The sequence below is a fragment of the Roseobacter sp. TSBP12 genome (assembly GCF_009129705.1).
GTDB lineage: Bacteria > Pseudomonadota > Alphaproteobacteria > Rhodobacterales > Rhodobacteraceae > Celeribacter > Celeribacter baekdonensis_A.
Window position 1 is genome coordinate 49823 of sequence record NZ_PYIB01000002.1, and the last position, 24972, is coordinate 74794.

Consider the following 24972-nt stretch of genomic DNA (forward strand, 5'->3'; position numbering starts at 1 on the left):
ATCCAAATGTTAAGCCTTCCACACGCCCAATTGGGCAGGACAGGCGAAGGGCCGGACCCTATCTAGGCGTCCGACCCTGTAAATTTGGGGATGGGGGAAAGAGGTTTCAAGAGGTGGCTCAATGCTCGCTCAATGCCCGGCCACACCGACCACAAATTCGGTGTCCGTCAACTCGGGCAACGGGCCAGCGTCGACCTTTTTAAAGCTGCTTTTTCCGGTAGCGGCCAGTTTCAAAAGATCGCCCAAGGAGCCGTCAAGCGACGTGCCAACCGAAACCTTTTGGCCGTGATATCGCGCCTTGGCGGAGATCACCGAAACGATGCGCGGGCGCGAACCGGTCATGTCAAAAATCGGCGCACCGGAGGAGCCGAAATCAACATCGCAAGAGGTCACCAAAACGCCCCCCTGACGCGCCATCACAAGACAGCTCGCCTGCAAGGACGGGGTTTCGGCCCGGTCATGGGCATAGGAAACCACGCCCACGGCCTGGCCTTTTTCAGGACGCGCAGCGGTTGGAAAGGGCTGCACAGAGCCATCACGCACCGGGCGGTCCAATTCGATCAGAGCGATGTCATTGACCAGACGATCATGGCGATCTCCGGTGGAAATCGAAAAGCTGGGGTGGACATAGATGGCACGAGCCGTGCGGTAGGCCTGAGCCGAGCCATTGCGCCACCCGGCCTTAAAGGTCACGTCACTGGGTGCGTGGGGTTTGTGCGAATAGATGTCAAACATGCAATGCGCCGCCGTCAGCACCAAAGTTTCGGTGATCAAAGAGCCGGTGCAAAAGCTGCGCCCGGCGAAATCGAGACGCCCGACGGCTTCCCATCCGCGACTGTCGTCCCCGGTCCGAAAGGCCTTGAGCGCGCTATCGGCCTGTGCCTGCCCCAACGAGAGGAGCAGAAAGACGACGGTGAGCAAATATTTCATTGTAGGTCCCATTCCCTGTTCGCCCCCCAGCGGTAATGGGACTTCAGGGCGGGATTATGGCCGATTCGAGAACAATTTGGGCGGTTTTTGGCCACCTGTTGCCCAATCAAGCAATTCAACCGTGTGAACCACCGGCACATCTATGCCTGATCCCAACTGTATCATGCAGCCGATATTGCCTGCAGCCACGACATCTGGTGTCTTCTCCGACAAAGTTTTTATTTTTCGGGCTTTCAAATTTTTTGAAATTTCGGGCTGCAAAAGGTTGTAGGTGCCTGCAGATCCGCAACATAAATGGCCATCGCGTGGCTCAACCACCTCGAATCCCACCCGTTTCAAAAGGTCCTTGGGATAGGTTTTGATCTGTTGGCCGTGTTGCAGCGAACAGGCGGCGTGGTAGGCGACTTTCAACTCCTGTTTGCCCGCGGGCAGGTCGAGTTGCATCAAAACTTCGGAGACATCTTTGGCCAAAGCGGCGATCTGAGCCGCGTCTTCCGCCATCCCAGAGCCGCGAAACATATGGCCGTAGTCCTTCACCGTAGTGCCACAGCCCGAGGTGTTGATCACAATCGCATCCAAGCCCTCGCCCACGATTTCCGCCATCCAAGCGCGGATGTTTTTGGCCGCAGCACTGTGGCTCTCCGCCTCTTTACCCATGTGATGGGTCAGCGCACCACAACAGCCAGCACCTTTGGCCACGACGACGTCACAGCCGAACCGGGTCAACAGCCGGATGGTGGCGTCGTTGATATCGGTATCAAGCGCCTTTTGCGCACAACCCGTCATCAAAGCCACCCGCATTTTACGTGGGCCTTTCGCCGGGAACACCTGTGCATCGTCATTGCGCGACACTGGCGGAATGACCTTCGGGGCCATCTCCAACATCGCTTTCAGGCGCGGATCGGGCACAAGATGCCGCAAAGGCTTGGCAATTTTGGCCCCCAAAAGCGCGATGCGAAACCGGTTCGGATAGGGAATGATCCGCGCCAAGGTCCAGCGCAGCAGCCGATCCATCATCGGGCGTTTGTAGGTTTTCTCAACATGCACGCGCGCGTGATCAATCAGATGCATGTAATGCACCCCCGACGGGCAGGTCGTCATGCAGGCCAGACAGGACAGGCAACGATCCAAATGTTTGACCGTGCGCGCGTCGGCGGGCCGGTCATTTTCCAACATATCCTTGATCAGATAAATCCGCCCGCGTGGGCTGTCTAGTTCATCGCCTAAGACCGCATAGGTTGGACATGTCGCGGTGCAAAACCCGCAATGCACACAGGACCGCAAGATCTCATTGGCGCGCGCAATACCGGGATCGGTGAGCTGTTCGGGAGTAAAATTCGTCTGCATCAGCCCATCATCCCAGGGTTAAATTTCTGTTCTGGATCGAATTTTTGACGCAGCCCCTTGGACAACTGCGCAACGAGTCTGTTTTCCGGCGGGAACACGCCAAGCGCGCGCTTGGTCTCGTCGCTGGCGCGCACCAAAGTGGCGTGACCTTTGCCCATCTTGGCGCGCACATCCGTGCCCGCAGACATCAAAAGCCAAAGCCGACCGCCGCCCCAATCATAAATCACATCCAAAGGTGCGATTGCGGCCACCAAACCCGGTGCCTCAGACGGCGTCACCGACAGCCGCCACACATCGCCGGGCACGCCGACAAACCGCGTCACATCGCGGATCGCGCGCCATGTCGCCTCACTCTGCGCGGCCTCCCACTCTACGGCAGCCTCACCCAGATCAGACAGCCGTTGTTGCAATGCCTCCACCCGGTAGCGCACCGCGCTTTCAATCCCTTCGAGCCGCAAAAGCGTGCGCGCGGGCGTGCCATCCGCCACTTGGCGGAGATGCGCCGCACCCGTAATGTCAAAAGGCGTGCCCAAAGCACGCGACATCGTGTTGACCGCCTCCACCTCCGTTTGACCTTCAAAGATCAACGTCGCGGTGGTTTCCGGGATCGGCTGGGTCTTGAGGCTCACTTCGGTCAAGACCCCTAGCGTGCCTTGGCTGCCCGCCATCAGCTTCACCAGATCAAGCCCGGTGACATTTTTCATCACCCGCCCTCCGTTCTTGACGATCTTGCCGCGACCATCGACAAAGCGCACACCGAGACAGGCATCGCGACAGGCGCCAACCGCCACCCGGCGCGGGCCAGAGGCATTGGTCGCCACCATCCCGCCGATGCTGCGCGCCCCGTCGCGTCCAAGTAGCGGCCCTAAATCAGGCGGCTCAAACGCCAATCTTTGATGCTCTTCTGCAAGCCGTGCGCTCACCGCATCCACAGCCATCCCAGCCGACACCACAAGCGTCAGAGCCCCCGGATCATAGTCAAACTGCGCGCCGGTCCAAAGCAACCGATCTCCCTCAGCCAGCCCAATCCGGCTTGTCCCGCCGCCCGTGACCACAAACGGCCCGCCCGTGCGGATCATATCGGCAAGCTGCGCTTCACTGTCGCAGGATATGTCTTTTACCGTGGCCATAATACTCATTGCGCACCCCTCCGACCCGCGCTCACAGCAAGCGGGAAAACCTTCGCCGGGTTCAAAATCCACGTCGGATCAAATACATCCTTCACCGCCATTTGCGCCTCAAGATCGGCGGGGGAAAATTGATGGGTCATCAGATCGCGTTTCTCAACCCCCACGCCATGCTCTCCGGTCAAACAGCCGCCCACATCGACGCAGAGCTTCAAAATATCCGCGCCCAACGCCTCAGCGCTTTCCAATTGGCCGGGCTCGTTCGCGTCGAACAGGATCAGCGGGTGCATATTGCCGTCGCCCGCATGAAACACATTGCCGACCATATGCCCTGCGGCCTCGGACAGCTCCCCGATGCGTTTGAGCACAGTGGGCAGCGCACCCACCGGGATCGTGCCATCAAGGCAAATATAATCGCCCATCTGCCCCATCGCGCCAAAGGCGGATTTGCGCCCCAACCAAATCCGTGCGCTTTCCTCCGGGCCTTGGCTTTCGCGAATTTCAACCGGATTGTGGCGTTTGGCGATGGTGGTGATGCGGGCCAGTTGGTCCGCGATTTCTTGTGGCGATCCTTCGACCTCGACGATCAAAAGCGCCTCGCAATCGGGGTAACCCGCCCCGGCAAAGGATTCCGTGGCGCGGATGATCGGACGGTCCATAAACTCAATCGCCACCGGGATCAGACCCGATTTGATGATGTCGGCCACACAGGCCCCCGCAACCTCGTTGCTGTCAAATCCGATCAACACCGGACGCGCGCCTTCGGGTTTGGTAAAATACGCAGAGTCGCCTCGGTGACGACCCCAAGCTGCCCTTCGGAGCCGCAAATCACCCCCAAAAGGTCAAGCCCGCCCGCATCCATATGTGCGCCGCCGATCTCGACCACCTCACCATCGGCCAAAACCAGGGTGACGCCCAAAAGATTGTTCGTCGTCACCCCATATTTGAGGCAATGCGCGCCGCCGGAATTCATCGCGATGTTGCCGGCAATGGCACAGGCCAATTGGCTTGAGGGATCGGGGGCGTAGAAAAATCCGTCGCTTTCGACCGCGGCGGTGACCGAGAGATTGGTCATGCCCGTTTGCACCCGGATGTAGCGGTCGCTGGTGTTGATCTCAATCACCTCACGCAGCCGCGCCACCCCAAGGATCACGCAATCCGCCGTCGGCAAAGCGCCCCCCGCAAGCGAGGTCCCCGATCCACGCGGCACCACGGGCACGCCCATCTGGTGACAGATGCGCAGGATGGCGGCCACCTCTTCGGTCGTGCTCGGCAACACCGCCACCAAAGGCGCGCAACGATAGGCGGTCAGCGCATCACATTCATAGGCCCGCACTTCTTCGGGCGCGTCGATCACCGCGTCAGACGGCAGAACCGCGCGCAGTTGCGCCACAAGTTTTGGCTTTTGCGCAAGGAGGTCGGGATTGGGGGTCGGCATGTCCATTGTGATCTCCTCGCTTTCATTGGTAACTTTTTATAACCAATTTACCAGAATGACAAGTCTACATGGTTTGCGTATTGCTATGATATGGAACTCATGGATCATCTCAAATTTTTCACGTCCCTCGATGCCCTCGCCGTCGGCTATTTGCTGTTGGCGTGGTTCGGGATTGGCTATGTCATCGAACGCCCGTTGGGATCGCGTATCTCGACCTCTGTTTTGGTGGCCAATTACCGAAAACAATGGATGATCCAGATGATCACCCGCCAGCCACGGATTTTTGACGCAACGATTTTAGGCACCCTGCGCGAGGGCACATCGTTTTTTGCCTCCGCCTGTCTGATCGCCATCGGCGGTGGCTTGGCGGCGATCTCGAACGCGAAAAAATTGAGTGACGTGGCCCAAAACCTCGCTCTCGATGCGCCTGAAATCATTTGGGAAGTTAAAATTCTGTTGGCCCTGCTGTTCATCACCAGCGCCTTTTTAAAATTCATCTGGTCCAACCGGCTGTTTGGCTATTGCGGCGTGGTCATGGCTTCGGTGCCGAATGACAAAAACGACCCCTTGGCCCTGCCCCGCGCGCAAAAGGCGGGGGATTTGAACATCACAGCGGCCCGCGCCTTTAACGGTGGCTTGCGCGGCATTTATTTCGCGCTTGGCTCGCTTGGATGGCTGCTTGGCCCGGTCGGCTTGCTGGTGAGCACAACGCTCACCCTGTTCATCCTGCTGCGACGCGAATTCGCCTCCACCTCCCGCGAAATTTTACTGCGCGACGAAGGTTGATGCCTTTTCTGAGACGTGTTCACCTTAGAGCAAGCCGAATGGGCGCACAGAACACACAAATCCCGATGCAAATAAGGAAGAGCCCTGTTCGTGAATGATGCGGCGAAGGTCTGGAATGAGCCCATATCTACCTACTTAGGCACGCCAGATTGTGCACACAGATGTCTTCCGGCTGGTCGAACAGCCGTATCATTGTGTGGTCTATTTGGTGCGCCGATGGGGTTCGCATTACAACAACGACAGTGATCCAGTTCTCACTTTCGTGGTAGTAATAGGAGCTCAACCAATCTGTGGGACCGAGAGCGGCATTTATTGTCGGGTTGGGATGCTCGAAACCACTCAAAAGTCTTTGAACAGTATCATTCATTTCGGCGGCTATGGCCTTACCATAAGGTGCAGTGGCGAGCGCACATTCCTTTGTACCCTCTAATGCCTCAGTCCCAGAAACAACAAATAAGACATTGAAACCTTCGGCTTTAGAAAGCAAAGCAGGGCCATCCAGAACTCTCGCGGCAGCGACCTCACCCCCCAATTCACTAAGAAACAGAGATAGGCGCGGTGCGTTCAGTTCCGCAAAATCTGAACATAAAACTACGTTCTCAGCACCGAGGAAAGCGGCACCACTACGAAAGGGCATTGGAATCTCTGCCGACGCGGCACGTGCGATAACGCAAAGCCACAAGGATGCTATTAAACAGAACCTCATAGGCCATCTGTCCTTCAAGAACTTCCTTAGGTCAAGGCGTCAGCAGCGAGAACTCAAGCCAAGGAAATCTCCGCGCTTTCTTCTGCAATCAATGTAAACGGCTAAAGGTCCGCAAAGTCCCGCACCGCAAACCTTCACACCCTGCGTGGCGAATGTGGTGGCTTTGGAGCACAAAGTGCCCCCCAAGTGCCGCCCGCAAATCGCCGCCTTGTGCCAAAGGGGCGCGACCTGCGATAGTCGCCTCACCGCCGCCCTTCGCGTAACCACGCCCAAACGGTCAATCCGGCCAAGATCACCAGCCAAAGCCAGCCGGGGAACAGTGGCGTCAGACGGGTGGATTGGGTGACAAACGCCGCGCGCGGGGTCACGCCGATCCAGCCTCTTCCCGCCGCCACACGGCCCTCGGCCACGGTGCGGATCATCGGGAGTCCATTCGAAAGCGCCATGACGCCGCCTTTGGTCGCGGCAATGACAGGGGCCAGTTTAGCTCCCGTCGCGATGGTTTCTTCAAACTCACGCGGCGCTGCGGGCCCCAAGACCATCACCGCCTCCTGATCACCTTCCGTGAGACGATAGAGCCCCATCTCAGCGCCTTGATGCTGGGCCATAAACCGCCCCGGGCTGACCTCTTCCATCGGCACGGTCACGGTGGTGCCATCCGGGGCCTCAATGGTGACCTCATGGTCGCTATCAGACAGCTGCGCCGGGTAATGGTCAAACTCGCACCGTCAGAGGTGGCGGTCAACGCCTCTTCCTCAAGCTCCGGTTCTTTCATCATCCAATGCGCCAAACGCCGTAACAATTCGAGCTGCGGCCCGCCACCCTCGATCCCGCGGGTCCAAAGCCACGCATGATCGGAGGCCAGCACAGCCACCCGGCCCTCACCGACCCGATCCAGCACCAAAAGTGGACGATCGTCGACACCAGACATCACCACCTCGGGCGCATCCGGTCCCGTTTCCGTGCCAGGATCAAGGTCGATTTGCCGGAACCAGCGGCCCCACTCCGGCGCATCCGTGGCAACACGCAACCCGCCAAGGCCCTCGGTGACCGGATGGCGCGCGCCGATATCGGTCAGGCGCGGTTGATAGCCCTGCTCATAAATCCGCCCCGAGGGCGCCAGCGGAATGATCCGCGCCAAGGGCGAGCGATACAGACTGTCGGCACTGGCAAAATCGGGTCCAGCAGCAAACAAAACCGCCCCGCCGTCTTCGACATAGCGGGCGATGTTGTCCAGATAGGAGGGCGGAAGGATGCCACGCAATTTGTAGCGGTCAAAGATGATCAGGTCGAAATCATCGACCTTTTCCATGAACAATTCGCGGGTTGGAAAGGCAATAAGCGACAGTTCGGTGACCGGAACCCCGTCTTGTTTGGACGGTGGGCGCAAAATGGTGAAATGCACGAGATCGACAGAGGGGTCCGATTTCAACAGGTTGCGCCATGTGCGTTCGCCATTATGCGGCTCGCCCGACACCAAAAGCACGCGCAGACGATCCCGCACGCCATTGATTTGAACCATCGCGGCATTGTTGCGCGTGGTCAACTCACCGGCGGCTTCGGGCAGGGTGAATTGGATCACATTCATCCCGCCATGTGCCAAGGTCAGCGGCACGTCGATGGCGCGCCCGACGGGGATGGTGAATTCCTGCGCGTCACCGCCGTCAATCGACACGATCAGCGGAGTGGTGTTGCCAATGGAGGCGGGCACGGCGCCTTGGTCCTCGACTTTAAGGGTCAGAGTGACCTCTTCGTCCAGAATAGCAAAGCTGGGCGCGTTTTCCACGATCAGGCGACGATCCCAATCGGTCGGCGCGCCAGTAAGCAACAGGTGCAGCGGCGCCGGGAAATCCGGGGCCAGTTCCACATCATGCAGTTGTCCATCCGAGACCATAATCGCCCCGGCCAAACGCCCGCGTGGCTCGTCGGCCATGGCTTCCGCGAGCGCGGTCATCAACAGTGTGCCGCGATTGTCGGGGGCATCGCCCAAGGGCACGATCCGCAGCTCGGTGTTGGGCAGGGCATTGAGGCGCGCAGTGAGACCCGCCACGGCTTCGGCCACTTGGGTGCTGCGGTCCGCGAGGTCTTGCGAGGCACTTTCATCAACCAACAAAAGCACGATGTCGGACAGCGGATCACGCTCTTCTTGTTGCAGCGAGGGCCCGGCGAGATAGATCAGGATCAACGCCGCGGCCCCTGCCCGTAAGGGCCAGCCGCGCAGCCCGCGCAGGGCAGAGAACCCCACAAGTACCAGCGCAATCCCGGCGAGGATCGCCAGCGCGGAGAGCGGCAGATGCGGGGAAAAGATCAGATCGCGGATCATTGGCTCAACCTGTCTAACAAGGCGGGGACATGGACCTGATCGGATTTGTAATTGCCGGTCAGCACATACATCACCAAATTGACGCCAAAGCGATAGGCCAACTCACGCTGACGTTCGCCATTGAACCCGCGCCCCACCGGGACCAACGGCACGCCTGTGCCATCCACGGCCCAAGCTGCTGCCCAATCGCCACCGCCAATCACCACCGGGGTGACATTGTCGTTGAGATTGCGAAACGGCATGCCTTCGGCCTGTTCGGCATTGGCCGAGGCTTCGACCCAGACTGTGCCCTCGGCATGGCGTCCGGGGAATTCGCGTAACAGATAAAAGGTGCGGGTGAGAACATGATCTTCGGGGATGTGTTCGAGCGCGGGAATGTCAAGCGGACGCGCCAGAGCCTGAAGTTTCAGACCTGTCGGCGTCGCCGCGCCGAAGCTCGCGACATCGGCATCACGGGTGTCAAACAAGATCATGCCCCCGGTGCGCAAATAGGCGTTGAGTTTGATATAGGCGGCAGCCGTTGGGATCGGCTGATCGGCGGTCACCGGCCAATAGAGGATCGGAAAGAACCCAAGCGGATCGGTGTCGAGACTCACCCCCATCGGCGGCGACGGTTCCACCGACGTGCGGGCATTGAGCACGGCAGACAGCCCCGCAAGACCCGCCTCAGACAGGCTGTCGATGCGGGCATCGCCGGTGCGCACATAAGCCAACGCCACCTCAGTACTGGCGGCCAAAGCAAACGGATCAGACAGGGTGTCCGGCGCGTCCTGGGCGCGCGGGGCGGAGAGCGGCATCGCGAGAGCGAGCAGCAAAATCGGCACCATCCGCGCGCCAAACAAGCGGCCAGAGAGCCAAAGCGAGGCAATCACATCGCCCCCCAAAAGCGTGAGCGCCGCCAAAAGGAGCATGGGCGTCAGCGGACGTTCGTTGCGGGTCTGACCGCCCGTGACGGGAACATCCACGGGCCATTGCGTCGCAATGAGGCGATCCTCTGCCCCCAAAACATTGAGCGCCAAAACGCTGTCGCGGGCTTGGTACAGTCCTGGCGGGGTGGCCGCAGACGCCTTAGCGGTGGCAAAGACCGCCCCTTCAATGGGCACCATCGCCGCCGCGTCACTCAACGTTCCAAACCCATCCAGCCGTTTCATGGGCTGCACTGTTTGCCCCGCCAGATCATCGGCCTCCGCCTGTGCCGCCCGCGAGGTCACGGCCAGCCGATCCAGCATCGCCACAAACAGCCCCGAAAGCGGCAAGGTGGACCATTCGGCATTGGCGGTGACATGGAACAACACCACCTGGCCCTGCCCCACCGGCTTACGCGTCACCATCGGCGTGCCATCGCCCAAGGTCGCGATCACCCGCACCGCCAGATCGGGGTCGGGTTGCGCCATGACTTGGGCGGAGACGGTGACATCTTCGGGCACGGGCAGGCCGTAAAACGGCGAGGTCTCGGCAAAGGGGCGCAGGGTTTTCGGCTCGCCCCATGACATTGCGCCGCCAATCGTGCGCCCGCCCGCGCGCAGGCGCACCGGCAAAAGCGGGTCTTCCGCGTCGCGCGCCACATCAGAGGCCGCGAGATTTGGCCCGGCAAAGCGCAGTAAAAGCCCGCCCTCACTGACCCAATCCAGCAAAGGCGCCGCCTCGCCGCCGGACAGATGGGCGATGTCGGCCAGAATGATCACATCCGGGTTGGCTTGGATCAGGTCAGCCAAGGCACCTTCGATCACATCGGCTTTGCCATTCAACGCCGCGCGCAGGTAATGCAGTTGCGACAAAAGTTGAAGCCCCTCGCGGCTGTCGCGCACCGTCACAAGGCCGACTTCGCGGCGTTTGAGGCTGTCATCGGCCAAACGGATTGCGCCTGCGGAGCGCTGTCCTTCGATCTCAAACCGAGTGATGCGATTGCGCAGTTCAGGCGGCAAATCGAACAGGGCGGACACCGCGTCCTCGCCGCTGCCGAATGTCACCTCTTGGCGCGCCAAAACCCGAGGCACACCCGCCGGGTCCGGACCATGTGCCAAAACGGTCACCGAAGCCTCGCCCGCCGTTCCGCGCCGTTGCACCAATAGATCCACGCCGGTCTCATCGACCGAAGTCGGCCCCAACCCATAGAGCGCGCGCGGGGTTTCGAACACCGACACAGGCCCCTTTGCGTCCAAGACGGTCAGGACATCGGCGCGGCCCAAACGGTCCAACCCATCCGAGAGCCAAAGCGTTTCATAGCCACCTTGGATCGTGCCAAGTGCCGTCAAAAGTTCGGCCATATCCGGGGCATAGGGCGCGGGCGCAAGCCCCGACAAACGCGCGCGCCAATCGGAGGCGGAGAGAAAGTCGCACGGCTGGGCCGAGAGGTCGGTGGCGGTCAAAATGCACACGGTGCGATTGCCCGCCTCAGCCTCTTCAAGCGCTTGTTCCACCCGTCCGATCCGCAAGGCCCAATCAGGGGCTGAGGCCCAGCTTGCGTCCATCACGACAACCAAAGACCCGGTGCCGCCACGGTCCACACGTGGGTTCAACACCGGCCCGGCAAAGGCCAAGATCAACGCCGCCACCGCCAACATGCGCAACAGCAAAAGCCACCACGGCGTGCGATCCGCCTCAGTCTCATCATCGGTAAGGCCCAGCAAAAGCGCGATACCGGGAAAGCGGCGGCGGATCGGTGCGGGTGGCACGGCGCGCAGCACGAACCACAGGATCGGCAGAGCCAAAAGCCCAAGCAAAACCCAAGGCGCGGTGAAGCCTACGGGGCCTAAAATCCACATCAGCGTGCCCCCTCCAGACCCTCATAAAGCCACAAAAGCGCGGGCTGTGCCGGGGTGTTGGTGTGATGGGTGGCAAAGCGCCATCCGGCCTGATGCGCCAGATGCGCAAGCTGGGCTTTGCGTTCGGCCAGACGGTCCAGATAGCGGTCGCGCAGGTCGGACGCGCGCAGGGTTTCATGGCGCAACCCGCCCGCCATCGAGGTGAAAATGGTGCGCCCCTGAAAGGGAAAAGCCTCTTCGGCGGGGTCGAGAATTTGGTACAACAGCCCGGTGATGCCGCGATCCGCCGCCGCCCCGATGGCGCGTTCAACCGGCTCGATCGGACCGAGGAAATCAGACAGAAACACTGCGCGGGATCTGGGCAAAAACGATGTGGCGTCTGGCGCGCCGTATTCCGCGCCCTCTGGGCTTGGACCAGCGCGCAAGCCTTCGGCGATGCGCCGCAATTGCAACGCGCCGATGCGTGGCGGGGTACCCAAAGAGGCCAAAGCCACGCGTTCCCCGCCCTTCATCAAAAGGATCGCCAGCGCCATGGTCAAAAGCCCGGCGCGCTCCTGTTTGGTCGGGTGGTTTTTGTCCGAGGCAAAGCCCATTGAGGCCGACAGATCGGCCCAAAGATGCACCGACTGCGCCGATTGCCATTCCTTTTCGCGCACGAAATGCCCGTCCGAGCGGCCAGAGCGGCGCCAATCAATCGACCGCCCCGCATCGCCGGGTTCTGCCGGGCGATATTGCCAAAACTCATCGCCCATCCCGGCCTGACGCCGCCCATGCCCGCCCAACAAAAGCGTACGCGCAAGCTGTTCGGCCTGCGCCTGAAGCGGCGGCAAAGGGCCGGCCAGGGCTTCGGCGCGGACGCGCAGGGAGGATGGAGGGGAAAGGCTCACGCGGCGGACCGATTTTCCGACAGGGTGGCGGCGACCGTGTCGATGATCGAGGCCAGATCTTCGCCGCGCGCACGGGCGGCAAAGGTCATCGCCATGCGGTGAATAAGCACAGGTTTGGCCATGGCGATCACATCCTCGGGGCTGGGCGCAAGGCGACCATCCAAAAGCGCGCGGGCGCGAATGGTCAACATCAAGGCCTGAGCGGCGCGCGGTCCCGGCCCCCACGCCACAGACGCGTTGATCGCGGGCGTGGCTTCGGGTTCATGCGGACGACAGGCGCGCACCAGATCAAGGATCATCTCGACCACCTGTTCGCCCACCGGCATCTTGCGCAGCAACGCCTGAGCTTTGATCAACTCCTCGGCGGTGAAAACGGCATGGGCCTCTTCCTCCATCGCGCCCGTGGTGGCGATCAAAATGTCACGCTCGGTGTCGCGGTCCGGGTAGGCCACATCGACTTGCACCAAGAACCGGTCCAACTGCGCCTCCGGCAACGGATAGGTGCCCTCTTGTTCCAGCGGGTTTTGCGTGGCGAGGACGTGAAACGGCGCCTCCAAATCATGCGGCTGCCCGGCGATGGTCACGGATTTTTCCTGCATCGCTTGCAACAGCGCGGATTGGGTGCGGGGGCTGGCGCGGTTGATTTCGTCGGCCAAAAGGAGCTGACAAAACACCGGACCTTCGATGAACCGAAACGCGCGGCTGCCGTCCGTGGCGGTTTCCAAGACCTCGGAGCCAAGAATGTCGGCGGGCATCAGGTCCGGGGTGAATTGTACCCGCGCGCCTTTAAGGCCCATGACGGTCGAAAGCGTGTCGACAAGGCGGGTTTTGCCAAGCCCCGGCAGGCCCAACAAAAGCGCGTGGCCTCCGCAAAGCATGGCGGACAAGACCAGATCGACCACTGTTTCCTGACCGATGAAGCGGCGGGTGATCGAGGATTTCGCCTCCGACAGCTTCGCGCCCAGTGCTTCGATCTCAGTGACAAGATCTTCTGTGACAAGATCTTCTGTGACAAGATCTTCGGGCACAAGGCCTGTGGTGGTGGCGGTCTCGGTCATGGGCTTCACCTCTTGGGACGTTCCGTGTCACTCTTACTCTCGCCATTAGAGCGATCTATGCTGCAAAGCACAAATGACAAAGAGGTCAGAAGGGGGATTTTCGCGTGACTGTCTCAGCCGAAAGCATTGCCGCCGCCATCAAGGCCGCAAAAACCCACGGTTTGCCGCCCGTGGAAAAATGGGACCCGCCGTTTTGTGGCGATCTGGATATGCGGATCGCGCGGGATGGGACGTGGTTTTATCTGGGAACACCGATTGGGCGGATCGGATTGGTGCGGTTGTTCTCAACCGTGTTGAAACGCGAAGGTGACGCCTATTTTTTGGTCACCCCGGTGGAAAAAGTCGGGATCACCGTTGAAGATGCACCGTTTTTGGCGGTGGATTTTACCGTTTCGGGCCAAGGGCAGGATCAGGTTTTGACCTTTCAGACCTCGGTGGGGGATGAGGCCGAAGCGGGGCCCGATCACCCGATGCGCTTTGCCGACCGGAACGGCGAGCCCGCGCCCTATGTGGAGATCAGGGCGGGATTGGAGGCGTTGATTGATCGCAAAAGCTTCTTTCGCCTTGTTGACCATGCTGTCACGCAGGAGATTGACGGCACGGCGATGTTCGGGGTCTGGTCCAAGGGCGTGTTTTTCCCAATCGCCCCCGTGGATGATCTCAGCTGATGCCAAAATTTGCCGCCAACCTGTCCTTTCTGTTTAAGGAATATCCGTTTTTGGAACGGTTCGCCGAGGCGAAAGCCTGTGGTTTTGAGGCGGTTGAGGTGTTGTTTCCCTATGAGGAACCGGCGTCCGAGGTGGCCAAACGCATGGCCGATCTGAACCTCAAGATGGTGCTGATCAACACGCCGCCGCCGAATTACACCGGCGGCGAGCGTGGGTTTGCCGCCGTGCCCGGCCTTGAGGATCGGTTCCGCAAGGATTTCAAACGCGCACTCAGATATGCGCAATTCCTAGGTGCCGCGCACATGCATATCATGGCCGGAAAAGCCAAGGGGCTGGTCGCGCTTGAGACTTTTAAAAAGAACCTCGCATGGGCGGCGGCCGAGGCGCCAACCATGAGCCTGACGATTGAGCCGATCAATCCGATCGACATGCCGGGGTATTTCCTGGATGATTTCGATCTGGCGATTGAGGTTTTGGACAGCGTGGCGGAACTGAACCTTGGGCTGCAATTTGATGCCTATCACGCCCAGATCATCACCGGCGACGCGATGCTCGCCTGGGACAAATACGCCCCCTATGTGCGCCACATCCAAATCGCCGGACCACCGGATCGACATGAACCCATCAAAGGTCTGGTCGATTATCCGGCGTTTTTCCGCGCCGTGGATGCGAGCGGCTATCAGGGCTGGATCTCTGCCGAATATATCCCGAAAAAACGCACCGAAGAGGGGCTGGATTGGTTTCGTCAGGCCCAATAGCCCTATGAGACCTCTGATCCGGGCACACAGCCCTGCCCCGGTGCCTCGACTTCAAGCGTGGAATGGGTGATGGAGAACCGCTCTTTCAACAGGCCCTTCACCTGCGCCAGCACCACATGAGTCTCACCCGCAACAACCACATGCGCCTCGACGGAACTGCGGTGTTCGTCGATCTGCCACAAATGCACATGATGCACGTCTTCAACGCCTTCAACTTCGCCCATTGCCGCAGCGACCTCGTCCGCCCGTGTGCCGTCTGGCGCGCCGAGCATCAGGATGCGGATGACCGGGCGGATTTCCACAAAAGCCTGCCAGAGAATATAGAGTGAAATAGCCACCGTCAGGATCGGATCAATCAGGCGCCAATCGTAGATCAGGATCACCGCCCCGCCGAAAATCACCGCCACGGAGGTGCCCGCATCCGCGAGGTTGTGTAAAAACGCGGCGCGGATGTTGAGGCTGTTCTTCGACATGGAATAGGTGAGTGCTGCGGTGACCAGATCGACGGCAAGCGCGATCCCGGCGATGATGATGACGATCCAGCCTTCGATCTCCGGAGGGTTCCAAAACCGCGCCACGCCTTCGGCAAAGAGGTAAATGGAGATCACCATGAGCGTGATGTAATTGATCATCGCGGCGACCACTTCGGCGCGGCCATAGCCAAAGGTCATGGCCCCATCGCGCGGGCGGCGGGCCAGTTTGCGGGCCCCAAAGGCGATGACCAAAGACACCGCGTCTGAGAGATTGTGGATCGCATCGGCAATCAGTGCCATGGAGCCAGAAATCACCCCGCCAATGATTTGGGCCACGGTCAACAGCAGATTGACCCCGATGGCCGCCGCCATCCGCGCATCACCCGCCTCCGGGTCGATGTGGTGGTGGTGGCCATGAGCGGCATGGCTGTGGTGATCATGGGGCATTGGACGTCCTGTCTGTTTGGGGCAAGCGGACACCCCGAGGGCGCGCTTGTCAACGGCGGGTTTTGAGTCGAACATGAGCTATTACTCACATTTTGGAAACTCGCATCCCATGACCAACTCCACGTCCCCGCTATCGCCCCGCAAAACACCGCGACAAGCACGCTCCAAGGCCACGGTTCATGCGATCCTTGAGGCGGCGGCTCGCATTTTGGAAACCCAAGGCGCAGACGCGGTGACCACAAATGCGGTGGCAGATCGCGCGGGCGTGTCTGTTGGATCTCTCTATCAATATTTCCCCTCAAAAGAGGCGATTTTCGCCGAGCTGATCCGACAGATACGCGCCCAGATGCGCGACGATATTTTTCGAGCGATGGATTTTGTGGTTGGAAAGAGCCTGTCCTTTGCCATGGCGCGGCTGGTTCGGGCGGTGATCCACCACCATGTGCATCGCGCGCATCGGGCAGACGCCCTTGAACATTTAGAAGCGCAATTGCCACCCGACCCGGACAGTTTGACCATGATGTCCCAAACCCGTGCCCGTTTGGCGCTGTGCCTGACCCAGCATAAAGTGCCGCAACCGGAGCAAGCCGCAGGCGACATTTTGAACCTCATCATTGGCATGGCCCATCCGGCACTTCATGGCGGGGAGACGGATTTTGACTCCTTGGCGCGGCGGATTGATCCGGCGGTTTTGGGGTATTTGGGGCGAATGTGACAAGTTCTTAATGCGCACCCTCAAAGTATGTGCATTTTTGCAAAAACCCCTTGATATGTGCGTATTTATGAAAAATTAGCCCAAACCGCCTAACACTCACGCGAAATAACGATAATATCGCTAAATTGTGATCTGCATTTTTGCACAACACAATAGATAAAACCTGTATGTTTGTTCCCATTTAAACATTTCAAACCAAGCTCTATATCCATTTCATCGAGACGCGCAAAAACACACAGACAGCGCGTCCCCCTAAATGAAACGCTGATAAAGGACTTCTATCATGACCAACTCTTTCAAAACTCTCGCTGCCGCCGCTGTTGTTGCCGTTGCTGGTTCTGCCGCTTTCGCTGGCCCGAACTACATCATCCCCGGCCAAGCTCAGTCGCTGACCTCGACCGTCAACCTTGATCTGGTACGCGCTGACACCAACAGCACGGTTTACATCTACGATTTCCACAACGGTGAGCGCGGTGCGCTTTTGGGCTCCGAAGCTGTACACGCTGGTGCAAACACCAACGTGAAAGTGCAATTGTCCCGTCCGGCAATTTCTGATGCGATTGTCGTTCTCTCCAACGACGGCGTCAACACGCTGGCCGTTCGCGATGTGAACAACGTTCAATAATCTCCGCGCCCACAGCAGGGCCCAGACAAAATAAACCCCCGCCGATGCGAGTCGGCGGGGGTTTTATGTCTCAATTATACGTCGCACTTAAGTGGGTTTAATCGCCAAGTTTGGCGTGAACCTCGTCCAGATCGACGTCGCCTTTGGGCATTTTATTGCCGGGGTTTTCAAAGTCGTATTGGAACAATTGGAAATCCTTTTTGTAGATTTCCCACATCAAATGCATCGACAGATCGTCGAAATAATCCTCGACCGGGTGAAGCCGTTTTGGGCCGTGACCTTCGGATTCGTTAAACCGCGGGATCGTGGCCAAATCGACTTTATGCGGGGTCTCGATGTGATCGAGCACGTCCTGCATGCCGTCGTTGAAGGTCTCGGTAAAGAAAATCTTGTCGTAGGTGCCGCCATTGACGATGAACGTCGAGACATGCCCGGCCATCGCGGACCAGTGAATGTCCGGGTCCATCGGCCGACGCCAGCGGATGGTATCACGCACAAACAACAGGAACCGCCGGAAAGAAGCGATTTGATCGAACTCGTCCTTGCCGTCCTCGCCGCCAACTTCGATGCCGTATTTTTGGATCAGCTGCGGGACAAGATTGCCACGATAGCGTTTGCCATTGCGTTGAATGCCGCAGACCTTGTCAAAAAACGATGACAGCACACGGGTATACGGATTGCGCACACAGGTGAAAGCGTAGGATTTGTGACCCTGCACATTGGCTTCGATCAACTGCTGGCTGCCCTCTTGGGCCCATTTGTGCATCCGATCTTTGCTATCATGGATGTCGCCATCGAAAAACTCGCCATGATCGGAATAGAACATGATCTGTCCGATGGTCGAACACGCGCATTTGGGGACGACGCGATATACGACACTTTCGCTTTCTGTCATCCAAGTTCCGGGAAAGCCCATATTTTACCACAACTCCTGATATGCCACGCGTCCGTGACCCTTTTCGCTTTAAAAGCAAACTTACCTTGATTATTCAATGATTGGTTACGCTTATATGCGAACAATGCGGCAAAAATGAGGTTACGGTTTCCAAAATGGCACGAATTGCATTCATTCTCCTGTGCCACAAGGACCCTGAGGCCATCATTGACCAGGCGCGCCGCCTGACCCGCACCGGAGATTACATCTCCATTCACTTTGATGCGCGCGGCGGCAAAGAGACCTTTGAGGCGATCAAAAACGGCCTGAAAGACAATCCGAATGTCGCCTTTGCGACCAAGCGGATCAAATGTGGCTGGGGCGAATGGAGCCTTGTGCAAGCCACGATTTACGCACTTGAAGCGGCGGAAGCGGCCTTTCCACGCGCGACCCATTTTTACATGCTGTCGGGTGATTGCATGTCGGTCAAAACGGCCGAATACATGCATGATTTCCTTGACCGCAATGACATGGACTATATCGAAAGCTTCGATTTTTTCACCTCTGACTGGATCAAGACCGGGATCAAGGAAGAGCGGTTGATTTATCGCCATTTCTTCAATGAACGCACCCAGAAGTGGTTGTTTTATCAAATCTTTTGGTGGCAACGCCGGTTTGGCCTTGAACGCAAAATCCCCGATGATCTACAGGTTATGATCGGGTCACAATGGTGGTGTTTGCGCCGGCGCACCGTCGAGTGGATTTTGGATTTCATCAAAAAGCGCAAAGATGTCATGCAGTTTTTCCGCACGACATGGATTCCGGATGAAACCTTTTTTCAAACCCTCGTGCCGCATCTTGTGCCGGAACACGAAATCCAAACCCGCACCCTGACCTTTTTGATGTTCACCGACTACGGCATGCCCGTGGTGTTTTATAATGACCACTATGATTTGCTGATCTCGCAGGACTATCTGTTCGCCCGCAAAATTTCGCCCGAGGCGAAAGAGTTGAAGAAACGATTGGGCGATTTGTTCGCGGCCAAGGGGATTCAGTTTAAAATTTCAAATGAGGGTCGATCCCTGTTTGAATTTCTGACCGGGCGCGGCCGCGACGGGCGGCGTTTTTCTCAGCGATTTTGGGAAACCGAAAGTTCGCTGGGCCGTGACCGCGAACTTTTGATGATTGTTTGCAAAAAATGGCACGTCGCCAAGCGACTCGTCTCGCAGATCAAGGCGAAAACAGACATTCCCTGCCTCGAATATCTGTTCAGCGAAGAAAACACGCCGCTGCCGGATTTGGGCGGCATTGAAAAGAGTTTGGAAAAACGCACCCGGCACAGGCGCGCTTGGGTGCGGATGCTTTTGGATTATTTTGAAACAGACCGTATGGTCGTCTGCATTGACCCTGCCGGTCTCGACCTCATTCGCGACTTTTACAACGACCGCTCCGGCACGCGGCTGTTGGAAATCGAATGCGAGTTTAGCGATGAGTATCTGACCGGCCATGCCAAACGCACCGGTCTTGCCGGGGATCAGACGCCTGAGGACGCGTTGGAACGGCTGTTGCCAACGATCCGCGCCGACATCAATCACGAAGGCGACCGCATTCGCGACGCGGAATTTGAGAATTACGACCGGATTTCGCAATCCAAACCCCCCGAGGAAAACGCCCGCCCGCTTGCACGTTTCCTCGACATCTCCGAAGATGACGCGCGCGAGATCGTCTCGATGCATTATCTATTTTCCGACTGAGGAAGACCCCATGCCCTATGCTTATGACGACCAGAATGTTTTCGCCAAAATCCTGCGCCAAGAGATCCCGGTCAGCCCGATTTTTGAAAGCGACCATACATTGGCGTTCCCTGACATTTCGCCGCAAAGGGCGACGCATGTTTTGGTGATCCCCAAAGGGCCGTATCGCTGCTTTGATCATTTCGTGCAGGCCGCCTCAGATGCCGAGCAGCTCGATTTTTTCAAATCGGTGGCGCAGATTGCCAAACAGCTTGGCGTGTCAGAGGCCTCGGGTGGCAATGGCTATCGCTTGATCACCAATTCCGGCCCAGATTCGCATCAGGAAGTGCCGCATTTCCACATCCATCTTTTGGGTGGCGAACCCATCGGCCCACTGACCAGCCGCTGATCCCACATGACCCAAAAATGGCAAAGCCCCGCAATTGCGGGGCTTTTGCGTTTTACGTGATCTCGCTTATTTTCCAGAGGTCAGTTCCACAAACACATCCTCAAGATCGGGTTCCATCGTGCGCACATCCTCGATCACGATTCCCGCCGCCTTCACCGCATCCAAAATTGCATTGGCCGAGGTTTTGCCGCGCGAATAATCAAACACAAACGTGCCGTCCTTTTTGCGCTCCATCCGCACACCTTCCGGCAAATCAAACTGCGCCGGTGCCGCGCCTTGCGGTTCGATCAAAAGCGTCTTGGCGTCCATCAAGTCCAACAGATTTTTGGTCGTGTCGCGTTTGATCAATGCGCCGTGGTTGATGATGGCGATTTCGTCACACATTTCCTGCGCTTCTTCGAGGTAATGCGTGGTCAAAATAATGGTCATGCCGCGTTCCTCATTGAGGCGGCGCACATTGGTCCAAAGCATCTGACGCAGCTCAATGTCCACACCCGCCGTCGGTTCGTCCAACACGAGAATTTGCGGATTGTGCACCAAAGCCTTGCCCAGCAAAAGCCGACGACGCATGCCCCCCGAAAGGGTGCGCGCATAGGCGTCCGCCTTGTCGGTTAAGCCAATCAGATCAAGGATTTCGTCCGAACGCCGGTCTTTTTTCGGCACACCATATAATCCGGCCTGAACCTCCAAAGCGCCGCGCGGGGTGAAGAACGGATCAAGGTTCAATTCCTGCGGCATCACGCCAATGGCGGCGCGCGATTGCCGTGGGTTCACATCCTGATCAAAGCCCCAGATTTTGACCTTGCCCGAGGATTTGATCACCAGCCCGGCGAGGATATTGATCATCGTCGATTTGCCCGCACCATTCGGCCCCAAAAGGCCAAAAATCGACCCGCGCGGGATGGTCAAATCAATGCCCTTGAGCGCCTCTTTTGGCGGCTGACCCTTGCTGCCCTTGTAGGTCTTGCGCAGAGCCTCGATCTCAATCGCGTCGGTCATGGTCTCTCTCCCTTTTTGGCATGTCAGATAAAGCGGATGCCTCTTGTCCGCGCCGCACGGATCGTTATCATGCTGACCTGACTTAGGCGGTTGGACGCGCTTCGGCAACAGCGCGGTGGTGCAGACCCCATGATTGGCGCCGCACATCCCCGCTCAGGTCGCATGATGCACGGCAAAACAGTCATAAAGGGACAGACAAACATGGCGATCCAAGCCCCAGAAACCGAAGTGGTCTCCACCTGGAAAGTGGCCTGTGATGGCAGCGAAGGTGCCTTGGGTCACCCCCGCGTCTGGCTCGTGATTCCCCATGATAAGGGCTATGTCGAATGCGGTTATTGCGACAAAAAATTCATCCATGAGAGCGCCAAACTCAAAGACGCTTGAAAGGCGTCTTATTCCGAATGTTTGCGATATCTTAAAGTCTTGCACCTAGCCTCATCATTGTATTGATGTGAAAGGCGTTTCTGGTGCTGGCTGTGAAACAAATCTCTTTGGTTCGAAACGATTTCCGGCGCCTCGCGACGGTGCGACCGGAGATGTTCAAACGTTTTTATGAGCGACTGTTTGAAATCGCGCCTCACACGCGCGATCTCTATTCGGAAAGCCTGACGGAAGAAGCCATTCGCGTGAATGGTCTTCTCGAAATCGCTTTTCTCTCCCTCGATCATCCTCAGGCCATGTTTGCCACGCTACACACCTTGGGACGCGATTTTTCCGGTTTTGGCATTTGGGAAACCCAATCGGACCTGGTCGTTGACTTGCTCGTTGAAGTGTTCGCCGAATTCGGCGGCGAAGACTGGGGAACGGAGCTTGAAAAGGCGTGGCATAGCGTGCTGAGCTTTATCGCCCAAGGGATGAAAGAAGGAGTCGTGCCCAAAGGGGCAATCGCCTGATTTCACCTTCGCGCGACCCGATCTTGCGTAGAACAGCCTCTCAGACGCATAAAGACGCGTATCCGGGTTGCAGCCCCTCACGCTTTCCGTGTTATCAAGGCGCGGGATTTGCGATCAGAGGACACGCGTCATGACATTCGGTAAAGGCAGCCATCTTCACCTCATTGACGGCTCTGCCTTCATATTCAGAGCCTATCACGCGCTCCCTCCTCTGACGCGTAAATCCGATGGGCTTCCCGTCGGGGCCGTCGCCGGGTTTTGCAACATGCTTTACCGCTATATCGAGGCCAACACTGGCAGCGATGCGCCCACCCATGCCGCTGTTATCTTTGACTATTCCGGGAAAACCTTTCGCAACGACCTCTTCCCGGCCTATAAAGCCAACCGCCCCCCTGCCCCCGAAGAACTGGTGCCGCAATTCCCACTGACCCGCGAAGCCACCCGCGCGTTCAATGTATCTTGCATCGAAATCGAAGGGTTTGAAGCCGACGACATCATCGGCACCCTGTCCTGTCAGGCGCGCGAGGCCGGCGGGCGAGTCACCATCATTTCATCGGACAAAGATCTGATGCAATTGATCGGCGGTGGGGTTGAAATGCTCGACCCAATGAAAAACAAGCGCATTGACCGCGAGGGCGTCGAAGAAAAATTCGGCGTCGGTCCCGAACGGGTTGTGGACGTTCAGGCACTGGCCGGAGATTCGGTGGATAACGTGCCCGGCGCGCCGGGGATCGGGATCAAAACGGCGGCGCTTTTGATCAATGAATATGGCGACCTAGACACGCTTTTGGCCCGCGCCGAAGAGATCAAACAACCCAAACGCCGTCAGGCCCTGATCGACAATGTCGACCAAATCCGCGTGTCGCGCGACCTGGTGAAACTCGATTGTGACATGGTCCTGGATTTCTCCCTCGACAGTCTGGAAGTACAAACCCCCAAGCTCGATGATCTCCTCGCTTTTCTCGCCAAAATGGAGTTCCGCACCATCGTCAAACGCGTCTCCGAACGCTTTGGCGTCGAGGCCCCTGCGATCCCGGACGTTCCGGCCCCCGCCGCGGCCATGTCGGAGGCCCCGTCCGCGCCGAAACCCGTGCCGTTTGACACCGAAACCTATGAAAAAGTCTCGACCATGGGCGCGCTTGAGCGTTGGATCGACGCAATCTATGCCCGCGGCTATGTTGCCGTGGACACGGAAACCACCAGCCTGGATGAGATGCAGGCCGAGTTGGTCGGCATCTCGCTTTGTGTCGAGCCGGGCACGGCTTGTTACATCCCCTTGGGTCACACGATTGGCGAAGATGACCTGTTCGGCGGCTCGAACCTTGTCGATGGGCAATTGGCCAAATCCATGGTTCTGGACGCGTTGAAACCGGTTTTAGAGGACGACAGCATCCTCAAAATCGGCCAGAATATGAAATATGATGCTAAGATTTTCGCCCGCAACGGCGTGACTGTCGCGCCCTATGACGACACCATGTTGATGTCTTATGCGCTCCACGCCGGTCTACACAATCACGGCATGGACACCCTGTCCGAGCGCTATCTGGACCATGTTCCGATCCCGACGAAAGAGCTTTTGGGCAGTGGCAAGTCCATGATCACCTTTGACAAGGTCGAGATCAACAAAGCGGTCGCCTATGCCGCCGAAGATGCCGACGTCACCCTGCGCCTGTGGCAGGTGTTCAAATCGAAACTCCACGCCGAACAGGTTACCACCGTCTACGAGACTCTGGAGCGCCCACTTTCGCCAGTTTTGGCGCAGATGGAAATGGCCGGGGTGATGGTGGACCGCGATGTGCTCTCGCGCATGTCCAACGCATTCGCGCAAAAGATGGCCGGGCTTGAGGCCGAAATTCACGACCTGGCGGGCGAAAATTTCAACGTCGGCTCCCCCAAGCAATTGGGCGAAATCCTGTTTGATAAAATGTCCCTGCCCGGCGGCAAAAAAGGCAAAACCGGGGCCTATGCCACGGGTGTGGACATCCTCGAAGACCTCGCCTCCGAGGGTCATGACCTGCCCGCCCGTGTGCTGGATTGGCGTCAACTCTCAAAGCTGAAATCAACCTACACCGACGCGCTGCAACGGTTCATCAACCCTGAAACTGGCCGCGTTCACACCTCGTATGTGCAAACCGGAGCCGTGACCGGGCGTTTGTCCTCGACCGATCCGAACCTGCAAAACATCCCGGTGCGATCTGACGAAGGCCGCCGCATTCGCGAGGCCTTTATTGCGCCGAAAGGCCGCAAATTGATCTCGCTCGATTACTCACAAATCGAATTGCGTATCCTCGCCCATGTCGCCGGGATCGACAGTCTCAAACAGGCGTTCCGTGACGGGTTGGACATTCATGCCATGACCGCAAGCGAGATGTTCGGTGTGCCGATTGAGGGCATGGACCCGATGGTCCGCCGCCAAGCCAAAGCGATCAATTTTGGCGTGATTTACGGCATTTCGGGCTTTGGACTTGCACGAAACCTGCGTATTCCCCGCAGCGAGGCACAAGGCTTTATCGACCGATATTTCGAACGCTTCCCGGGCATTCGCGCCTATATGGACGACACCGTGCTTTCGCCAAAGAGCACCTTTATGTCCAAACTCTGTTTGGCCGTAAAATCCATACGCCGGAGATCGCCACCAAAGGGCCGCAGGCCGGCTTTGCCAAACGCGCCGCGATCAACGCCCCGATCCAAGGTGCCGCCGCCGATATCATCCGCCGCGCCATGGTGCGGATGCCCGACGCCATCCGCGATCTGCCCGCCTCCATGTTGTTGCAGGTCCACGATGAATTGATTTTCGAGGTCGATGAGGACGCCTGTGATCAGGTGATCGACGTGGTCAAAGATGTGATGAAAAACGCCGCCTACCCCGCCGTCGTACTCGATGTGCCAATCGAAGTGGATGCGGGGATCGGCAACAATTGGGCCGAAGCGCACTGATCTTCATTGCAGCTCAAATACTCATAAAAACGGCGCGTGGGACATCTCCCGCGCGCCGTTTTTAGTCCATGAAA

19 protein-coding genes and 3 pseudogenes are annotated in these 24972 nt (G+C 58.2%); 10 read left to right on the plus strand and 12 right to left on the minus strand.

The window, feature by feature from the left end; translation table 11 throughout:
* Positions 1–129: 129 nt before the first annotated feature.
* From C8029_RS00810 to C8029_RS00825, 4 genes and pseudogenes are all read right to left on the minus strand, one after another.
* On the minus strand, positions 130–930 hold the full coding sequence (locus tag C8029_RS00810; protein ID WP_009572223.1) for a trypsin-like serine peptidase: 801 nt from the start codon (positions 928–930) through the stop codon (positions 130–132).
* Between the two features lie 54 nt (positions 931–984).
* A complete protein-coding gene (gene glcF, locus C8029_RS00815) occupies positions 985–2277 on the minus strand; it encodes a glycolate oxidase subunit GlcF (RefSeq protein ID WP_009572222.1) in 1293 nt (430 codons plus the stop codon).
* Positions 2277–3416, minus strand: a complete 1140-nt coding sequence (locus C8029_RS00820) for an FAD-binding protein (RefSeq protein WP_009572221.1) — start codon at positions 3414–3416, stop codon at positions 2277–2279. The genes glcF and C8029_RS00820 overlap by 1 nt, the downstream gene beginning before the upstream one ends.
* A pseudogene (locus C8029_RS00825) lies at positions 3413–4848 on the minus strand (FAD-linked oxidase C-terminal domain-containing protein). Before C8029_RS00825 ends, C8029_RS00820 begins: the two are co-directional and overlap by 4 nt.
* Before the next feature lie 93 nt (positions 4849–4941).
* On the opposite strand from C8029_RS00825, the gene C8029_RS00830 reads away from it, so the two are divergent.
* Positions 4942–5628 carry a DUF599 domain-containing protein gene (locus C8029_RS00830; protein WP_009572219.1) on the plus strand — a complete coding sequence of 229 codons (687 nt, stop codon included), beginning with the start codon at positions 4942–4944 and terminating at the stop codon, positions 5626–5628.
* Between the two features lie 127 nt (positions 5629–5755).
* Here C8029_RS00830 and C8029_RS00835 read toward each other — a convergent pair whose 3' ends face one another.
* The 5 genes and pseudogenes from C8029_RS00835 to C8029_RS00855 all read right to left on the minus strand — a co-directional run bounded on the left by C8029_RS00835 (position 5756) and on the right by C8029_RS00855 (position 13367).
* Entirely contained in the window at positions 5756–6265 is a 510-nt protein-coding gene (locus C8029_RS00835) for a hypothetical protein (protein WP_152002039.1), read from the minus strand.
* A 311-nt stretch (positions 6266–6576) separates the two neighbouring features.
* A pseudogene (locus tag C8029_RS00840) lies at positions 6577–8657 on the minus strand (hypothetical protein).
* A complete protein-coding gene (locus tag C8029_RS00845) occupies positions 8654–11422 on the minus strand; it encodes a DUF4159 domain-containing protein (RefSeq protein ID WP_152002040.1) in 2769 nt (922 codons plus the stop codon). Before C8029_RS00845 ends, C8029_RS00840 begins: the two are co-directional and overlap by 4 nt.
* On the minus strand, positions 11422–12309 hold the full coding sequence (locus C8029_RS00850; protein WP_152002041.1) for a DUF58 domain-containing protein: 888 nt from the start codon (positions 12307–12309) through the stop codon (positions 11422–11424). Before C8029_RS00850 ends, C8029_RS00845 begins: the two co-directional genes overlap by 1 nt.
* A complete protein-coding gene (locus tag C8029_RS00855; RefSeq protein WP_152002042.1) occupies positions 12306–13367 on the minus strand; it encodes an AAA family ATPase in 1062 nt (353 codons plus the stop codon). Before C8029_RS00855 ends, C8029_RS00850 begins: the two co-directional genes overlap by 4 nt.
* A 104-nt stretch (positions 13368–13471) precedes the next feature.
* Here C8029_RS00855 and C8029_RS00860 point away from each other — a divergent pair, with 104 nt between their 5' ends.
* Together C8029_RS00860 and C8029_RS00865 are read left to right on the plus strand one after the other, a co-directional pair.
* The gene (locus C8029_RS00860; protein WP_009572213.1) at positions 13472–14035 is read left to right on the plus strand and encodes a DUF1285 domain-containing protein; all 564 of its coding nucleotides are present in this window, start codon (positions 13472–13474) and stop codon (positions 14033–14035) included.
* A complete protein-coding gene (locus C8029_RS00865; RefSeq protein WP_152002043.1) occupies positions 14035–14793 on the plus strand; it encodes a hydroxypyruvate isomerase family protein in 759 nt (252 codons plus the stop codon). Before C8029_RS00860 ends, C8029_RS00865 begins: the two co-directional genes overlap by 1 nt.
* A 2-nt stretch (positions 14794–14795) precedes the next feature.
* Here C8029_RS00865 and C8029_RS00870 read toward each other — a convergent pair whose 3' ends face one another.
* Positions 14796–15713, minus strand: coding sequence for a cation diffusion facilitator family transporter (locus C8029_RS00870; protein WP_152002044.1), 918 nt, complete (start codon positions 15711–15713; stop codon positions 14796–14798).
* A 73-nt stretch (positions 15714–15786) separates the two neighbouring features.
* On the opposite strand from C8029_RS00870, the gene C8029_RS00875 reads away from it, so the two are divergent.
* Together C8029_RS00875 and C8029_RS00880 are read left to right on the plus strand one after the other, a co-directional pair.
* Positions 15787–16428, plus strand: coding sequence for a TetR/AcrR family transcriptional regulator (locus C8029_RS00875; RefSeq protein WP_152002045.1), 642 nt, complete (start codon positions 15787–15789; stop codon positions 16426–16428).
* A gap of 283 nt (positions 16429–16711) precedes the next feature.
* Positions 16712–17053, plus strand: a complete 342-nt coding sequence (locus tag C8029_RS00880; RefSeq protein ID WP_009572209.1) for a hypothetical protein — start codon at positions 16712–16714, stop codon at positions 17051–17053.
* A gap of 97 nt (positions 17054–17150) precedes the next feature.
* Here C8029_RS00880 and C8029_RS00885 read toward each other — a convergent pair whose 3' ends face one another.
* Entirely contained in the window at positions 17151–17969 is an 819-nt protein-coding gene (locus tag C8029_RS00885; protein ID WP_152002046.1) for a sulfotransferase family protein, read from the minus strand.
* Positions 17970–18103: 134 nt separating this feature from the next.
* Between C8029_RS00885 and C8029_RS00890 the strand changes: the two genes are divergently transcribed.
* Positions 18104–19681 carry a DUF5928 domain-containing protein gene (locus C8029_RS00890; RefSeq protein WP_152002047.1) on the plus strand — a complete coding sequence of 526 codons (1578 nt, stop codon included), beginning with the start codon at positions 18104–18106 and terminating at the stop codon, positions 19679–19681.
* Positions 19682–19691: 10 nt separating this feature from the next.
* Complete coding sequence (locus tag C8029_RS00895) at positions 19692–20069, plus strand: HIT domain-containing protein (RefSeq protein WP_152002048.1); 378 nt, start codon at positions 19692–19694, stop codon at positions 20067–20069.
* A 66-nt stretch (positions 20070–20135) separates the two neighbouring features.
* Here the strand turns inward: C8029_RS00895 and C8029_RS00900 are convergent, their stop codons facing one another.
* Positions 20136–21068, minus strand: coding sequence for an ABC transporter ATP-binding protein (locus C8029_RS00900; protein WP_009572205.1), 933 nt, complete (start codon positions 21066–21068; stop codon positions 20136–20138).
* 201 nt (positions 21069–21269) lie between these two features.
* Here C8029_RS00900 and C8029_RS00905 point away from each other — a divergent pair, with 201 nt between their 5' ends.
* The 3 genes and pseudogenes from C8029_RS00905 to polA all read left to right on the plus strand — a co-directional run bounded on the left by C8029_RS00905 (position 21270) and on the right by polA (position 24898).
* Positions 21270–21452 (plus strand): zinc-finger domain-containing protein, encoded by a 183-nt coding sequence (locus tag C8029_RS00905; RefSeq protein WP_009572204.1) that lies wholly within the window; start codon positions 21270–21272, stop codon positions 21450–21452.
* Between the two features lie 83 nt (positions 21453–21535).
* Positions 21536–21961: a globin domain-containing protein gene (locus C8029_RS00910; protein WP_193217555.1), complete on the plus strand. Its 426-nt coding sequence runs from the start codon at positions 21536–21538 to the stop codon at positions 21959–21961.
* A gap of 130 nt (positions 21962–22091) precedes the next feature.
* Positions 22092–24898, plus strand: a pseudogene (gene polA, locus C8029_RS00915) (DNA polymerase I).
* Positions 24899–24972 lie beyond the last annotated feature (74 nt).

Excerpts from the sequence above, each read along its gene's own strand:
- C8029_RS00810 (WP_009572223.1), bottom strand. The coding sequence starts at position 930 with ATGAAATATTTGCTCACCGTCGTCTTTCTGCTCCTCTCGTTGGGGCAG.
- glcF (WP_009572222.1), bottom strand. The coding sequence starts at position 2,277 with ATGCAGACGAATTTTACTCCCGAACAGCTCACCGATCCCGGTATTGCG.
- C8029_RS00820 (WP_009572221.1), bottom strand. The coding sequence starts at position 3,416 with ATGAGTATTATGGCCACGGTAAAAGACATATCCTGCGACAGTGAAGCG.
- C8029_RS00830 (WP_009572219.1), top strand. The coding sequence starts at position 4,942 with ATGGATCATCTCAAATTTTTCACGTCCCTCGATGCCCTCGCCGTCGGC.
- C8029_RS00835 (WP_152002039.1), bottom strand. The coding sequence starts at position 6,265 with ATGCCCTTTCGTAGTGGTGCCGCTTTCCTCGGTGCTGAGAACGTAGTT.
- C8029_RS00845 (WP_152002040.1), bottom strand. The coding sequence starts at position 11,422 with ATGTGGATTTTAGGCCCCGTAGGCTTCACCGCGCCTTGGGTTTTGCTT.
- C8029_RS00855 (WP_152002042.1), bottom strand. The coding sequence starts at position 13,367 with ATGACCGAGACCGCCACCACCACAGGCCTTGTGCCCGAAGATCTTGTC.
- C8029_RS00865 (WP_152002043.1), top strand. The coding sequence starts at position 14,035 with ATGCCAAAATTTGCCGCCAACCTGTCCTTTCTGTTTAAGGAATATCCG.
- C8029_RS00870 (WP_152002044.1), bottom strand. The coding sequence starts at position 15,713 with ATGCCCCATGATCACCACAGCCATGCCGCTCATGGCCACCACCACCAC.
- C8029_RS00875 (WP_152002045.1), top strand. The coding sequence starts at position 15,787 with ATGAGCTATTACTCACATTTTGGAAACTCGCATCCCATGACCAACTCC.
- C8029_RS00880 (WP_009572209.1), top strand. The coding sequence starts at position 16,712 with ATGACCAACTCTTTCAAAACTCTCGCTGCCGCCGCTGTTGTTGCCGTT.
- C8029_RS00885 (WP_152002046.1), bottom strand. The coding sequence starts at position 17,969 with ATGGGCTTTCCCGGAACTTGGATGACAGAAAGCGAAAGTGTCGTATAT.
- C8029_RS00890 (WP_152002047.1), top strand. The coding sequence starts at position 18,104 with ATGGCACGAATTGCATTCATTCTCCTGTGCCACAAGGACCCTGAGGCC.
- C8029_RS00895 (WP_152002048.1), top strand. The coding sequence starts at position 19,692 with ATGCCCTATGCTTATGACGACCAGAATGTTTTCGCCAAAATCCTGCGC.
- C8029_RS00900 (WP_009572205.1), bottom strand. The coding sequence starts at position 21,068 with ATGACCGACGCGATTGAGATCGAGGCTCTGCGCAAGACCTACAAGGGC.
- C8029_RS00905 (WP_009572204.1), top strand. The coding sequence starts at position 21,270 with ATGGCGATCCAAGCCCCAGAAACCGAAGTGGTCTCCACCTGGAAAGTG.